Consider the following 14,061-nt stretch of genomic DNA (forward strand, 5'->3'; position numbering starts at 1 on the left):
ATAGTATATCACATTATAACCGAACATAACAGGACAAAATAATTAAAGTTTCGTGAACGATAAAGATCCCTGAAATCTGCTCAAATGAACGGACCTCAGGGATCTTTAGTTTTCAGATTCGTCGCTTAACTCCAAAACTCAGGAATAACTCTTGATTTTTTAACCAACAAAACAGGCTGTGGAAAAGCGTGATGCTTATTCCGCAGCCTGTTTCTTTATCATGTTTCCCTTTTGGGCATTCCTTCGCTGGAGAGATTACTCGTCGAACTGGGAGTTGTAGAGCTGAGCATAGAACCCTTCCTTGGCCAGGAGGTCCTCATGGGTACCGGTTTCCACAATGTCCCCTTCATTCATGACCAGGATCATATCCGCATTGCGGATGGTGGAGAGGCGGTGAGCGATAATAAAGCTCGTTCGGCCGTGCATGAGTTTTTCCATGCTTTCCTGGATCAGGACTTCCGTACGGGTATCCACGGAGCTGGTGGCTTCATCCAGAATCAGGATGGCCGGATCCTTGAGGAACACCCGGGCAATGGTCAGGAGCTGTTTTTGCCCTTGGCTGATATTGCTGGCTTCTTCGTTGATCTCCATATCGTAGCCCTTGGGCAGGGTCTTCACGAAGTGGTGCACATAGGAAGAGCGGGAAGCGCAGATGACTTCCTCATCGGTGGCGTCGAGCTTGCCATAGCGGATGTTCTCCATGATGGAACCGCTGAAAAGCCAGGTGTCTTGGAGGACCATGCCAATGGAGGAGCGCAGGGAGCGCCGGTCCAGGGTCTGGATATCCCGGCCGTCCACCATGATGGTTCCGGCATTCAGTTCATAGTAACGCATGAGGAGCTTGACCAAAGTGGTTTTTCCTGCCCCCGTGGGGCCCACGATGGCCACCCGCATACCGGGCTTCACATCCAGGGAGAAGTCCTTGATGATGAGGGCATTCTCCTCGTAGCCAAACTGCACATGGTCAAAGGTCACCTGGCCCTGGACTTCCTCCGGAGCGACGGTGATGCCGCCTTCTTCAGTGATTTCCTCCTCGCCCAGGAACTCAAAGATCCGCTCCGATGCCGCCACGGTGGACTGAAGCACGTTGGAGATCTGGGCTACCTGGGAGATGGGCTGGGTGAAGCGCTTGATGTACTGGATAAAGGCAAGAATATCGCCGACTTTGATGTAGGACTTGATGGCCAGATAGCCTCCCAGGATGGAGACCGCCACATAGCCCAGGTTTCCCACAAAGTTCATGATGGGCATGACGAGGCCGGAGAGGAACTGGGATTTCCAAGCGGTGCCGTAGAGATTGCCGTTGATGGCTTCAAACTCGTTCACGGCCTGTTCTTCCCGGTTGAAGGCCTTCATGACCACGTGGCCGCCGAAGGACTCCTCAATATAGCCATTGGCTTCGCCCAGGAATTTCTGCTGGCGGGTGAAGAACTTTTGGGACTTCTTCATGACAAAGATCATGAGGAACATGCTCACGGGCAAGATCAGGAGGGCCACCAGGGTCATGGTCACGCTGATGCTGAGCATCATGATGAAGATTCCGATGATGGTGGTCACCGCGGTGATGATCTGGGACAGGGACTGGTTGAGGCTCTGGGATACCGTATCCACATCATTGGTCATGCGGGACAGGACATCGCCATGGGAGTTCTTGTCAAAGTACTTCAGGGGAAGACGGTTGATCTTCTCGGCGATCTTGGTCCGCAGGTTGTAGGAAACCTTCTGGGCGACCCCCGCCACGATGTAGCTCTGGATGAAGCCCAGAACAGCGGAGATGCCGTAGAGTCCCAGGAGGAAGAGCAGCGTTCCCTTGATGCTTTCAAAGTCAATGCCGGCACTGGAGCCGGTGATCTTTCCGATGAGCCCTTCGAAGATGGTGGTGGTGACATTGCCGAGGATTTTGGGGCCGGCAATGGCAAAGACTGTGCTGCCGATGGCGAAAAGGACCACCAGGATCAGCTTGAGGAGATGGGGTTTCAGATAGCTCAGGAGGAGACGGCCGGTTTTCTTGAAGTCTTTGGGTTTTTCCACGACTCCGCCCATACCGGGGCCGCCCATGGGGCCTCCACCCATGGGACCGCGACCGCGGCCGGGTCCGGGAATAGATTTTTTATTCATTTCACTCATGCGGTCAGTTCCTCCTTTGACAGCTGCGAGGATGCGATTTCCTGGTAGACGGGGCAGCTTTCCAGAAGCTCCTGGTGGGTGCCTTGCCCCACAATCTTTCCCTCATCCAGGACGATGATCCGGTCAGCATGCTTGATGGTGGAGATACGCTGGGCCACGATGAGCACCGTACTCTCCACTTCTTCCTTCAGCGTGCTGCGCAGTTTGGCGTCGGTTTTGTAGTCCAGGGCGGAGAAGCTGTCATCAAAGATGAGGGCCTTCCCCTGGGCGGCCAGGGCTCGGGCAATGGCCAGTCTCTGGCGCTGTCCGCCGGAAACATTGGCACCGCCCTGGGCGATGGCGGACTGATAACCCTCTTCCTTCTCCAAGATGAACCCTTCCGCCTGGGCAATGCGGGCGGCTTTTTCCATCTGGTCATCGGGCAGAGCGGCATCGGCGTATTTCAGATTGCTTTCGATGGTGCCGGAGAAGAGAATGCCCTTCTGGGGCACATAGGCCACGTTTTGGCGAAGCTCCTTCAAGGGAAGCTCCCGGATATCCACACCGTCCAGGAGAATCTGTCCCTCTGACACTTCATAGAAGCGGGGAATGAGGTTTACCAGGGTGGATTTTCCCGAACCTGTGGATCCGATGAAGGCAGTGGTTTCGCCGGCGCGGGCCAGGAAGGAAATGTCGGTAAGGGTATCCTCCTGGGCGCCGGGATAGCGGAAGGAGACCTTTTTGAACTCGATCTCGCCCCGGGCTGAGGCGGGCAGATGCTTCAGGTCTTCCCCGTCCTGGATCTCGATATCCTTGTCCAGCACTTCGGCAATTCGCTTCATGGAGACGGAAGCCCGGGGAAGGATGATGGAAACCATGGACAGCATGAGGAAGCTCATCATGATCTGCATGGTGTACTGGATATAGGCCATCATGTCACCCACCTGCATGGTACCGCCATCCACCTGCAGAGCGCCCACCCAGATGATGAGGATGCTGATGGCGTTCATGATGAGCATCATGGTCGGCTGCATGAGGGACATCATGCGATTGACGAAAAGATTGGTTTTCGTGAGATCTCGGTTGGCCATATCGAACTTGTTTTCCTCATACCGCTCCGTGTTGAAGGCCCGGATGACCATCATGCCCACCAGGGAGTCACGGATGACCAGGTTCACCTTGTCCACGAGCTTCTGCAGGGCCTGGAACTTGGGCAGGGACACGGCGAAGAGGATCACCACCAGGGTGAGGATGGCCATGACGCCCACGGCCACGACCCAGGCCATGGAGCGGTTGGTGTTCAGGGCTTTGATGATACCGCCCACGCCAAGGATCGGCGCATAGAAGACCATGCGGAGCATCAGGACGGTGAACATCTGCACCTGTTGAATATCATTGGTGCTGCGGGTGATGAGGGAAGCCGTGGAGAATTCGTTGAATTCCCGGTGGCCAAAGCCCATGACTTTTCCGAAGATGTCAAAGCGCAGATCCCGGCCAAGGCCTGAAGATACGCGGCTGGCGATGAAGCCCACGAGGACCGCCACCACCATGCCCAGGAGGGAGATTCCCAGCATCTGGGCACCGGACAGGAGCACGTAGTTGGTCTGGATTTGGTTTAGGTCCGCCCCCAAGGCCTTGTACTCACTGCGCACATAGAGGGAGGCGGATTGGGAAAGGGTACCGGCAGGCATGGCGTCCAGCTTGTCAAAGATGGAGCTCAGCATCTTGTCCCGGGTTTCCTTCGGCATGGCCAGGAGGGCATCCACCGGACTCACGCCCGGGGGGAGCTGACTGAAGCTGCCCTGGGGGATGAGGGGGTTTTCGCCGCTGGAGTTCTCCAGCCCGTAGAAGAGGAGGAGATATTTCTGCAGGAACACCAGATCGTCCTTCGGGGTGCTCTTCAGGCTCAGGTAGCCTTCTGTTTCCAGAAGTGGATACTGGCGGAGGAGGGAAGCGGAGGGGGAACCCTCGGCTTTTTGGTAATAGGACTCAAAGACTGCGGCTTCCTCCGCGGACATGAAAGCTTTCAGCTTCTCCGCCTCGCTTTGCCGAAGGACCTCCGGATAGGGATTCTCAATGCCCCCCTGCTGGATTCCCACATTGACGATTCGGGACATGTAGTCCGGAAGCGCCAGATCCAGGCTGGCTTGGGCAAAGAGAAGCCCGAGAATCAGAAGGATCTGCAGACTGTACTTTCTCAGGTATTTCATAATCTTTAGCATACGTCGTCTCCTTTGTTCATGGCTTCTTTCCCCGGGCTCTCGGCCCGTGGGATCGGTTATCTTCCCTATTATAGGAGCTTGAAAGTAATAAGTCAATAATAATTATGATTTCATAATTAACTTGCCAGGGGGCAAAGAAGAGACTATAATAAAAGAAATCAACGTGAAAAAGGAGAGGTACGGAAGGCCCATGGATCAGAAATTAAAGGATACAGGGGAAAACCTGTTTGCCATGACCATGGCACTGCACAGCAAACTGGTGAATCCCCATGCCATATCGAAAAGCTGCGAAGTGCCCCAGAGCCATATTAAAGTGCTGTTCGTCCTGAAAAATCGGGGCCCCGTGGCCATGTCCGACATGGCGAAGCGCCTGTCCATTTCCAAGCCCAATCTGACCCCCATCATCGATAAGCTCATTGCCGATGAGCATGTGGAGCGGACCGCGAACCCCAAGGATCGGCGGATTCTCCTCATCTCCCTGACGGAGAAGGGGAAGGCTTACCTGGAGTCTCTCCATGAGCATGTGAAGGAGCATACCCGGGAAAAGCTGAAAGGGCTTCCCCTGGAGGATGTGGACACCCTGCTGGAGTGTTCAGCCAGGATTCTGGCGGTACTGCAGAAATTATGACATGAAAAAAGGAGACGCTTGACGTCTCCTTTGCCGTTTTGGGCTCACATGCCCAGGGCATCCAGGAAGGGTCCGATGTCGATGAGTCCCTGGAGGTCCAGGTAGTAGACGGCAAAGGCCAGGATGGCCACCGTCAGCACAAACTTGAAGGCGGATTTCATGACTTTCAGGACAATGACCACGGCCAGGATGGCCAGGGCGACGACGATGTAATCCAAGGGGGTTCCCTCCTTTAAGACAAGTTTAACCATGAATGGATATAATCCATTATAACACAAGGTGTTTAGAATGATGAGATGCCACGGGGCCTTTTGCGGTTTCCGGGGCAATCCAGAGGTGAAGTAATCAATGAAAATGTTGATCGTGGAAGATGACCGTCTGCTGGCGGAAAGTATTGCCGACTATCTCCGGGACAGTTTTTCCGTGGATCTGGCCCATGACGGGGAAGAAGGGCTCTATGAGGCTCAAAAGGATATCTATGATCTGATCCTCCTGGACATCATGATGCCGGAGATGAATGGCTATGAGGTCCTGGAACACCTGCGCAAGGAAGGAATTACCACCCCGGTGATCATGATCACGGCCAAGGACGGACTGGAGGACAAGATCAAGGGGCTGAAGCTGGGCGCCGATGACTATATTGTCAAACCCTTTTTCCGGGAGGAGCTCCTGGCCCGGGTGGAAGCGGTGCTCCGCAGAAGCGGAAGGCTCCTGGACATTGCCACCATCAAGTATAAGGACCTGACCCTGGAGCGGAAGTCCAAGCGGGTTTTCCTCAAGGAAAAGGAAATCTTTCTCCAGGGAAAGCAGTATGACCTTTTGGAGTACCTCATCTCCAATAAGGATACGATCCTCACCAAGGAACAGATCTTTGACCGGATCTGGGGCTTTGATTCCGACACCATGGTCAGCGTGGTGGAAGTCTATGTGTCCAACCTGCGAAAAGCCCTGAAGAATTACGGATACACCCTCCCCATCAAGACCGTGCGGGGACTGGGGTACATGTTCTCCGTGGAGGAAGAGGGTCATGAAGAAGAAAAAGCTTAGAATTCTGGCGAGCTACATCGCCATCTTTTTTGTCATCATCTGTCTGTTCTCCATCAGCATCTATATGTTTGTTTTTCGGAACCAGATCAACAAAGTGGATGCTGACCTGGAGCTGTTTCGCAGCGCCATGGTGAAAATGGTGGACAAGGATCTGCCCTTCAGTCTGCCCCTGAATCCCAAAACCATCACCATTGTCCGGGATGAGAAGGGGAACATTGATCTGAAGTATCCTGTGTCGGATTTCTACAAAGAGGGCGCTCAGGTTTTTGCCCAGATCCCCCAGGATGAGATCCAGACGGTAAACTTCAAGAACGGTCATTTCCGCACGCTGAAGTTCACCCTGGTGGACCATGGGGAAACCCGGGAAATTCAGCTGCTCTACAACATCGATTCCGATATCCGGGTGCTGAACAGCCTGAAGCGAATCCTCATCAACGGCAGTGTCATGGTGATTTTAGCCTCCATCCTCATCAGCTACATTCTGGCCAACGCCACCATCAAGCCCATGAAGGAATCCATCGAGAAGGAGCGTGCATTCCTACAGGATGCCTCCCACGAGCTGCGAACGCCCATTGCGGTGATTCAGAGCCGCCTGGAGGGACTTCTTCGAAACCCCGAGGAAAAGATCATCGACAAATATGAGTATATTGAACCGGCCCTGCGGGAAAGCCGGCGAATTTCCCGGATGGTCTCCAACCTCATGATCCTCACCCGGGCCGATGCCGGGGCCTCCATGGGAAAAACCGAAAAGTTCGATCTGCGAAAGTTAGGCGACGACATCGCCATCATCTACAGCGAGTTTGCCCAGATCCAGAATAAGCGGTTCATCTATACCCCCCGGAAAGAGGTGGTCATCGAGGGCAACTATGAGAATCTTCATCAGCTCCTCATCATCCTCATGGACAATGCGCTGAAATACACCAAGGACGAGGGCATGATTGAGCTCGTTATCGACGGCACCAAGGACAAGGGAATTATCCGGGTCCTGGACAATGGGGTGGGGATCAAGGAAGAAAACCTGGAGAAGGTGTTCACCCGGTTTTTCCGGGAAGACAAAGCCCGAAACCGGAACAACGGCGGTACGGGCCTGGGGCTCTCCATCGCCAAGTGGATTGTGGACTGCCATGGTGGTACCATCACCGCTTCCCGACGAAAAGAGGGGGGCACCCTCATCGAAGTGCAGCTTCCCCGGGAACCCAAGGGCAAAGGGGCAAAAGCGGCCCAGCCCGAAAAAGAAGCCTAGAAGATCTGCGGTTTTTTCCCGAGGAAAGACCGCAGATCTTTTTTGCCCAGTCGGCGTGGAGAATTTTTGAAGGGGAGAGGAGAGAAATCCGAGGAGCTGACTGGGGTTTTTTCTTTGCGCCTTAAGGAAAATTCTTGGCAAGGGAGCATTTCAAGGATATAATAGATAAGTCAAAAATGACGGCACTGGAACAACCATAGATCCGCTTCTCCCCAGGGGAGAGGGATCCGAAAACGGGGGAAGAGAATTGGATAAATATAAAATCGGCCTGGTCAGTCTGGGCTGCGACAAGAACCGAGTGGATTCGGAAATTATGCTGGGCATGCTGAAGAATAAGTATGACCTGACGGACGAGCCCCAGGAGGCAGACATCATCATCGTGAACACCTGCGGGTTCATCGAAAGCTCCAAGCAGGAGTCCATCGATACGATTTTGGAGATGGCCCAGTATAAAAAGGACCATCAGTGCAAACTGCTCATGGCCACGGGGTGTCTCACCCAGCGCTACGGTGAAGAGCTTCTGAAGCTCATGCCGGAGCTGGATATTATTCTCGGGGTGAACAACTACGGTTTCTTGGACAGCTATGTGGAAAAATTTATCAAGGATCGGGAACGGATCATGGCCGTGGATTATCTGGATGAAGGCATTAATGATGGAGAGCGGATCATCACCACCGGCTTTGGCCAGACGGCCTATCTTCGGATTTCGGAAGGCTGCAGCAACAACTGCACCTACTGCATTATTCCGAAAATCCGCGGCAAATACCGCAGCCGTCCCATGGAGAATATCCTGAAGGAAGCGAAGGCCTTGGCCGATGCAGGAACCACGGAACTTATCATCGTGGCCCAGGATACCACTCGCTATGGCACGGATCTTTATGGCAAGAAAGCCCTGCCGGAGCTTCTGCAGAAGCTGAAGGCCATTGAAAGCCTGAAATGGATTCGCGTACTCTATCTTTATCCGGAGGAATTCAATGACGAGCTTATCGCGGAGATCCGGGACAATGAGAAAGTGGTGAAGTATCTGGACCTTCCCATCCAGCACATCAGCGATACCGTGCTGCGCCGTATGGCCAGACGAACGAAGAAGGCAGGAATACAGGAGCTCATCGCCAAGCTTCGCCGGGAGGTTCCAGGGATTGTGCTGCGCACTTCCCTTATTGTGGGCTTCCCCCAGGAAACGGAGGAGGAGTTCCAGGAGCTCTATGATTTTGTGGAAGAGGCCCGCTTCGACAAGCTGGGCGTGTTCACTTATTCCAAAGAGGAAGGCACCCCGGCAGCCCTCATGACGGGGCAGGTCCGCAAGGACACCAAGGAGAAGCGAAGGGACGCCATCATGCGTCGTCAGCAGGAGATCAGCCGGTCCATCAATGAAAGCAAAGTGGGCCGAATCGAGGATGTCCTCATCGAAGGACGGGATGAAAATGGCTACTACGGCCGGAATGCCGAAATGGCACCGGAAATCGACGGCAATGTGGTCGTATCCAGTTCCAGGGAGCTGGTGGTCGGAACCTATGTTACGGTCAAGATTACCCGGGCAGAAGAATATGATCTGTTTGGCGAGGTGTACTCGGCAGAATAAAAAAAACAGCGGCTGATCCGTGTTGATCAGCCGCTGTTTTTACTTTATTTTATGGCGTTATCGTCCGTCCCGGATCTCTGTGAGGCGGTCTTTGTTGAGGATGGCGATGTTTCGCTGTCCGGATAAGCCCAGTATTCCTTCCTCCTGGAAGGCCGAGAGTTTCCGGCTGAGGGTTTCCTGAGAGGTGCCGATGATACTGGCCAGGGTTCCCTTACTAAAGGGAAGCTTGAATGCCTCCATACCAAACTCCTGGGACAGATCCAGGAGATATTTGGCGATCCGCTGCTCCACATCATAGAGACCGATGGATTCGACAATTCCCAGTATCTGGTTGTTCTTTTTGGCGTACTGTTCCAGGATTTTAATGCCCATATCGGGATAGACCAGGAGAAGATCCCGGATATCCTTACCCTTGATCATGCAGATATTGGCTTTTCGCAGAGCCTCTGCGGTGTTCTGCAGGGGCTGGGCGTTGAAGAGAGCATGCTCGCCGATGAAATCCTTGGGCCCGAGAATATGGAGGGTCTGCTGCCTTCCCTGGGCGGAGAGCTTATAGATCTTCACCTCGCCGCTGTTGATGATGTAGAGAATATCTCCGGGGTCTCCCGGAGAAAAGATGAGTTCGCCTTTTTCAAATGTCCGATGGACGGACTTGCTGAGGATGAGCCCTTTTTGTTCTGGGGACAATGAATCAAAGAGACTGATTTTATCCACACAGGTTCCGTTTCCGGCGAAGCAGGTCTCGCATCCGCAGCTGCAGCCTTGTAACGTCATATGATCACCTTACCTTATTATGACCCGTTGTCATTGCTAACATTAGTAAACCACAACGGGGAGAAAAAGAAAAGTCTCCCGGGGGAAGAATACCCGGCTACGGGCAGGAAAAGCCCCCAAAGTCTCCAGATTCGGAGTCCTTGGGGGCTGCAGATTTTCTGTGGACTTAGAGAATTCCTTCCTGAATCAGGAGGGACTCCAGGCTGGACACCTTTTCGGCCAGACGCTTGAACTTTTCTTTCAGTTCATCCTGGGAGGGACTTTGTTCCAGGATGGCTTCCATGTCGGTCACGTCGTTCAGGGCAGCTTCCAGTTCCTGGTTAATGGCATCCATAATTTCTTGTTTCATTCTACACCTCTAATTTAATTCGTCCGTATTTTTCTCCCATTCCATGGGGTTGATGAAGGGGGCTCGGAAGAAGAACTCCCGCTCATTGCCGCAGTTCTCGCAGACGCAATGGGTGATGTTCTCGGCTTTTCCGTTTTCAAAGGACAACCCTGCAGATTCCGTGAGATAGCTTCCGCCGCAAAGTTCGCAGGGGGTATTATTGATGACGATATATTCACTTTCTACAAATTTCATCATTTCATTCAGATTCATGGCACTTCCCTCCTCAGGAATAATTCTTATCCATGGTAGCACTTCGAAATCAAATATGCAACAATTCCGGGGTCTGGGGGGGAAAACTTTTTGGGAAAGTGGAGAAAACCCTTGAGATATCCTATAATAGAATATGAGCAAAGATTCGGAATGCTCGGGTAATGCTGTGATTTTCAGGACAGACCATCAAGAAGGAGGTGCGCTGTGGAGAAGACATTCAATTCTTTTGAAGTTATTGGCGATCGTGTCATCATCAAGCGCATTGACAAGTCGCTCCTGACCTATGGCGAGATTCGCATTCCCAACTATCTTCGGGATTTTTTCCACTTCCATGAAATGGAGAAGCATGACCGGTGGGATATTCGCATTACCTATCATGAGACGGACTATTCGGGTGTCCTGTATCTCGATGACTATAAGCGCCTTCGGGGAAAGTTCCGGTGGGGCAAGGATCTGACCCGGGAACTGAGCAATGTGACTTCCAAGTTTATTTTTGAAAGCTACGGTTATGAGCTGAAGGAGGAGAATGTCCCGCTTCTTCGCCTGGAGAAGATCGACAAGCTCACCTATTCCGCCGAAGTCCTTTTTCCGGAGGATATCGTCCGGGATGCCCAGGAGTATATGCTCCACTCCGATAAGTTTATCTACGGAATCAAATCCCGCTTTGAGACGGATCCGGAAATCCGCCTGAAGGTCCTGAAGATCCATGGTACAGCCTGTGGAATCTGCGGATTCAGCTATGAAAGCTTTTATGGGGATTTTGGCCGGGGCTTCGTCCAGATTCATCAGATCTATGAGAATGAACAGACCCTGGAAGAATATGACCTGGAGAAGGATTTTATTCCCATCTGCGAAAACTGTCATGGCATGATCCACCGCTATAAGGACAGTCCGGTGACAGTGGGGGAACTGAAACAGATGATCCGAATCCGGGAAGAACTGAGAAAGGCCGAGAAGGAGGAGTCGCAACGGTAAGACGTTGGGCTGCTCTTTTTTTTGTCTCTCAAAATATTTTTGAAAGCCGGGGAAAAACCCTTCTTTTTCCCTTGTATCACCTTGGGCCTCTGATATAATGAAATTAATGGACAAATGTCCGAATTTGTAAACGTCACATGCACAAAGGAGGGGTATATTCATGAGCAAAGCATTGGATTCGTTCCTGTCCCGGAATCTGGACGAGCTGAAGAGCAAGGGTCTCTATAATGAGATCGATGTCCTGGAGGGGGCCAACGGACCGAAGATCACCATTCGGGGAAGGCAGCTAATTAATCTGTCCTCGAATAACTACCTGGGGCTGGCCAATGATGCGCGGCTGAAGGCTGCAGCAGTGGAAGCCACAGAAAAGTATGGCGTGGGTGCGGGAGCGGTACGCACCATCAATGGCACCATGGACATCCACACGGAACTGGAAAAGAAGCTGGCCCGATTCAAAGGGACCGAGGCGGCCATTGTCTTCCAGTCCGGATTCAACTGCAACATGGGGGCGATTTCCGCTGTCATGACGAAAAATGACGCCATCCTGTCCGATGAGCTGAATCATGCCTCCATCATTGACGGCTGCCGTCTCTCTGGAGCCAAGATCATCCGGGTGAAGCACCAGGATATGGAGGATCTTCGGGAGAAGGCCAAGGAAGCGAAGCTTTCCGGACTTTACGAGAAAATCATGTACATCAGCGACGGCGTCTTCTCCATGGATGGGGATGTGGCCAATATCCCCGGCATTGTGGAAGTCTGCAAGGAACAGGACCTCATTTCCTATATCGATGATGCCCACGGTTCAGGAGTCATGGGACATGGCGCGGGAACGGTGAAGCATTTTGGTCATGCCAAGGACATCGACTTCCAGATGGGCACCCTGTCTAAAGCCATCGGTGTTGTAGGCGGCTATGTGGCCGGATCCCAGGATCTTATTGACTGGCTCAAGGTCCGCGCCCGTCCTTTCCTCTTCTCCACTTCGCTGACCCCGGCCAATGCGGCGGCCTGTATGGAAGCCATCCGCATCATGGAAGAGGATGGATCGCTGCACGACAAGCTGTGGGAAAACGGACGATTCCTGAAAGCGGAGCTGAAAAAACTGGGCTTTAACATCGGAAACTCCGAGACCCCCATCACCCCGGTGATCATCGGGGAGGAGACCCTGACCCAGAAGTTTTCCCGAAGACTCATTGAAGAAGGGGTCTATGCCAAGTCCATTGTGTTCCCCACGGTTCCCATGGGCACCGGTCGCGTGAGAAATATGCCCACCGCCGCCCATTCCCGGGAAATGCTGGAAGAAGCACTGCGCATCTATGAACGAGTCGGCAAAGAACTCGGTGTGATTTAGGGGAGAGAGCATGAAGAGAATATTAATTACCGGAGCCATGGGCCAGCTGGGCTCAGAACTGACCACCACCCTGCGTGCCCGATACGGCAATGATCAGGTCATTGGAACGGATATCCGACGGCCCGAGGAAACTTCGGAGCTTCTTTCCGGACCCTTTGAAATCCTGAATGTCCTGGATGCCAAAGCCATGGGCGAGCTGGTGAAGAAGGAAAAGGTCGACACGATCATTCATCTGGCTGCGCTCCTTTCCGCCACGGCGGAGAAGAATCCCCTCCTCGCCTGGAACATCAATATGGGAGGCCTCGTCAATGCCCTGGAGGTGGCGCGGGAGTTCAATACCCAGTTCTTCACCCCCAGTTCCATTGGCGCCTTTGGCCCAACGACTCCGAAAAAGGATACTCCCCAGGACACCATTCAGCGTCCCACCACCATTTACGGGGTGACAAAAGTCTCCGGAGAGCTCCTGTGTGACTACTATCATCACCGTTTCCAGGTGGACACCCGAGGCGTACGCTTCCCCGGCCTCATCGGCCATGTGACCCCGCCGGGCGGCGGAACCACGGACTACGCCGTGGACATCTACTATGATGCCCTGAAAAAAGGATCCTACACCTCCTATATCGGGAAGGGGACCTTCATGGACATGATGTACATGCCCGATGCCCTCAATGCCATCATCGCTCTCATGGAGGCGGATCCGGCGAAGCTTATCCACCGCAATGCCTTCAACATCTCCGCCATGTCCTTTGATCCGGAGATGATCGCCGCGGAGATCAAGAAACATATTCCCGGATTCACCATGTCCTATGATGTGGATCCTGTGCGTCAGGCCATCGCCGATGCCTGGCCCGACAACATCGATTATTCCGCGGCCATTGCCGAGTGGGGATTCAAGGCGGAGTATGATCTGGCGGCCATGACCGAAGACATGCTGAAGAACCTCAGAATCAAACTGGGCGTCACGGACCGGTAGAAAGGATGGAACAAGGTTTGAATGAAGAACTCTATATCGTCAACAGCAAAATCCTGCCGGAGATTTTCACGAAGGTGCTGGAGGTAAAAACCCTCCTTCATACAGGAAAGGTGAAGGATATCAGCGAAGGTGTTAAAGCTGTGGGCATTTCGCGATCGGCGTACTATAAGTACAAGGATCATGTGTTTCTCCTGTCCGAGGGCAGCAAGGGCCGAAAGGCCACCTTCTCCTTCCTCATTGCCCATGAGGCCGGGGTGCTGGCCAAAGTGCTGGAGAAACTCCGATTGACCAATGCCAATATCATCACCATCAACCAGGATATTCCCATCAACAATGCAGCCAGCGTGAACCTCACCATTGACACCTCTGCCATGAACGTCAGTGTAAAGGAACTCCTGGACAGCTTTGAACAGGAACCCTACATCATCAGCATTCAGCTGGTGGCTGTGGAATAACAAAATCCCCTCCGAATCTTCGGAGGGGATCAGACTGTAGACAAAGTAGTCATTACAAAAGTAATGGCTGCTTTTTTTGCGTAGCAATTGACTTAATATATATTTAT

14 protein-coding genes are annotated in these 14,061 nt (G+C 52.9%); 8 read left to right on the forward strand and 6 right to left on the reverse strand.

Going from position 1 to position 14,061, the window contains the following annotated elements; genetic code table 11:
• Nucleotides 1-255: 255 nt before the first annotated feature.
• Together KCG48_RS13920 and KCG48_RS13925 are read right to left on the reverse strand one after the other, a co-directional pair.
• Nucleotides 256-2,118 carry an ABC transporter ATP-binding protein gene (locus KCG48_RS13920; protein WP_211802802.1) on the reverse strand — a complete coding sequence of 621 codons (1,863 nt, stop codon included), beginning with the start codon at nt 2,116-2,118 and terminating at the stop codon, nt 256-258.
• A gap of 5 nt (nt 2,119-2,123) precedes the next feature.
• Nucleotides 2,124-4,328 (reverse strand): ABC transporter ATP-binding protein, encoded by a 2,205-nt coding sequence (locus KCG48_RS13925; protein WP_211802789.1) that lies wholly within the window; start codon nt 4,326-4,328, stop codon nt 2,124-2,126.
• Between the two features lie 190 nt (nt 4,329-4,518).
• Between KCG48_RS13925 and KCG48_RS13930 the strand changes: the two genes are divergently transcribed.
• Nucleotides 4,519-4,956: a MarR family winged helix-turn-helix transcriptional regulator gene (locus KCG48_RS13930; protein ID WP_211802790.1), complete on the forward strand. Its 438-nt coding sequence runs from the start codon at nt 4,519-4,521 to the stop codon at nt 4,954-4,956.
• A 44-nt stretch (nt 4,957-5,000) separates the two neighbouring features.
• On the opposite strand, the gene KCG48_RS13935 is transcribed toward KCG48_RS13930, so the two are convergent.
• The gene (locus tag KCG48_RS13935) at nt 5,001-5,174 is read right to left on the reverse strand and encodes a hypothetical protein (RefSeq protein WP_211802791.1); all 174 of its coding nucleotides are present in this window, start codon (nt 5,172-5,174) and stop codon (nt 5,001-5,003) included.
• A gap of 130 nt (nt 5,175-5,304) precedes the next feature.
• Here KCG48_RS13935 and KCG48_RS13940 point away from each other — a divergent pair, with 130 nt between their 5' ends.
• From KCG48_RS13940 to rimO, 3 genes are all read left to right on the forward strand, one after another.
• On the forward strand, nt 5,305-6,003 hold the full coding sequence (locus KCG48_RS13940) for a response regulator transcription factor (RefSeq protein WP_211802792.1): 699 nt from the start codon (nt 5,305-5,307) through the stop codon (nt 6,001-6,003).
• A complete protein-coding gene (locus KCG48_RS13945) occupies nt 5,984-7,246 on the forward strand; it encodes a sensor histidine kinase (RefSeq protein ID WP_211802793.1) in 1,263 nt (420 codons plus the stop codon). Before KCG48_RS13940 ends, KCG48_RS13945 begins: the two co-directional genes overlap by 20 nt.
• Nucleotides 7,247-7,493: 247 nt before the next feature.
• On the forward strand, nt 7,494-8,828 hold the full coding sequence (gene rimO, locus KCG48_RS13950; protein ID WP_211802794.1) for a 30S ribosomal protein S12 methylthiotransferase RimO: 1,335 nt from the start codon (nt 7,494-7,496) through the stop codon (nt 8,826-8,828).
• 57 nt (nt 8,829-8,885) lie between these two features.
• On the opposite strand, the gene KCG48_RS13955 is transcribed toward rimO, so the two are convergent.
• The 3 genes from KCG48_RS13955 to KCG48_RS13965 all read right to left on the reverse strand — a co-directional run bounded on the left by KCG48_RS13955 (nt 8,886) and on the right by KCG48_RS13965 (nt 10,203).
• Nucleotides 8,886-9,602, reverse strand: a complete 717-nt coding sequence (locus tag KCG48_RS13955; protein WP_211802795.1) for a Crp/Fnr family transcriptional regulator — start codon at nt 9,600-9,602, stop codon at nt 8,886-8,888.
• Nucleotides 9,603-9,768: 166 nt separating this feature from the next.
• Nucleotides 9,769-9,951: a hypothetical protein gene (locus KCG48_RS13960; protein WP_211802796.1), complete on the reverse strand. Its 183-nt coding sequence runs from the start codon at nt 9,949-9,951 to the stop codon at nt 9,769-9,771.
• A 9-nt stretch (nt 9,952-9,960) separates the two neighbouring features.
• Complete coding sequence (locus tag KCG48_RS13965; RefSeq protein WP_211802797.1) at nt 9,961-10,203, reverse strand: metal-binding protein; 243 nt, start codon at nt 10,201-10,203, stop codon at nt 9,961-9,963.
• Nucleotides 10,204-10,407: 204 nt separating this feature from the next.
• Here KCG48_RS13965 and KCG48_RS13970 point away from each other — a divergent pair, with 204 nt between their 5' ends.
• The 4 genes from KCG48_RS13970 (at nt 10,408) to KCG48_RS13985 (ending at nt 13,954) form a co-directional block, all read left to right on the forward strand.
• Nucleotides 10,408-11,178, forward strand: a complete 771-nt coding sequence (locus tag KCG48_RS13970) for an HNH endonuclease (RefSeq protein ID WP_211802798.1) — start codon at nt 10,408-10,410, stop codon at nt 11,176-11,178.
• A gap of 160 nt (nt 11,179-11,338) precedes the next feature.
• A complete protein-coding gene (locus tag KCG48_RS13975; RefSeq protein WP_211802799.1) occupies nt 11,339-12,526 on the forward strand; it encodes a glycine C-acetyltransferase in 1,188 nt (395 codons plus the stop codon).
• 10 nt (nt 12,527-12,536) lie between these two features.
• Entirely contained in the window at nt 12,537-13,499 is a 963-nt protein-coding gene (locus tag KCG48_RS13980; protein ID WP_211802800.1) for an L-threonine 3-dehydrogenase, read from the forward strand.
• A gap of 17 nt (nt 13,500-13,516) precedes the next feature.
• Nucleotides 13,517-13,954: an ACT domain-containing protein gene (locus KCG48_RS13985; protein ID WP_408004743.1), complete on the forward strand. Its 438-nt coding sequence runs from the start codon at nt 13,517-13,519 to the stop codon at nt 13,952-13,954.
• Nucleotides 13,955-14,061: the final 107 nt, after the last annotated feature.

The organism is Proteiniclasticum sediminis (assembly GCF_018128025.1).
Classification (GTDB): Bacteria; Bacillota; Clostridia; order Clostridiales; family Clostridiaceae; genus Proteiniclasticum; species Proteiniclasticum sediminis.

Bases quoted from the DNA above. Each gene is read 5' to 3' on its own strand.
- KCG48_RS13920 (WP_211802802.1), bottom strand. From the start codon at position 2,118: ATGAATAAAAAATCTATTCCCGGACCCGGCCGCGGTCGCGGTCCCATG.
- KCG48_RS13925 (WP_211802789.1), bottom strand. From the start codon at position 4,328: ATGCTAAAGATTATGAAATACCTGAGAAAGTACAGTCTGCAGATCCTT.
- KCG48_RS13930 (WP_211802790.1), top strand. From the start codon at position 4,519: ATGGATCAGAAATTAAAGGATACAGGGGAAAACCTGTTTGCCATGACC.
- KCG48_RS13940 (WP_211802792.1), top strand. From the start codon at position 5,305: ATGAAAATGTTGATCGTGGAAGATGACCGTCTGCTGGCGGAAAGTATT.
- KCG48_RS13945 (WP_211802793.1), top strand. From the start codon at position 5,984: ATGAAGAAGAAAAAGCTTAGAATTCTGGCGAGCTACATCGCCATCTTT.
- KCG48_RS13955 (WP_211802795.1), bottom strand. From the start codon at position 9,602: ATGACGTTACAAGGCTGCAGCTGCGGATGCGAGACCTGCTTCGCCGGA.
- KCG48_RS13960 (WP_211802796.1), bottom strand. From the start codon at position 9,951: ATGAAACAAGAAATTATGGATGCCATTAACCAGGAACTGGAAGCTGCC.
- KCG48_RS13965 (WP_211802797.1), bottom strand. From the start codon at position 10,203: ATGAATCTGAATGAAATGATGAAATTTGTAGAAAGTGAATATATCGTC.
- KCG48_RS13975 (WP_211802799.1), top strand. From the start codon at position 11,339: ATGAGCAAAGCATTGGATTCGTTCCTGTCCCGGAATCTGGACGAGCTG.
- KCG48_RS13980 (WP_211802800.1), top strand. From the start codon at position 12,537: ATGAAGAGAATATTAATTACCGGAGCCATGGGCCAGCTGGGCTCAGAA.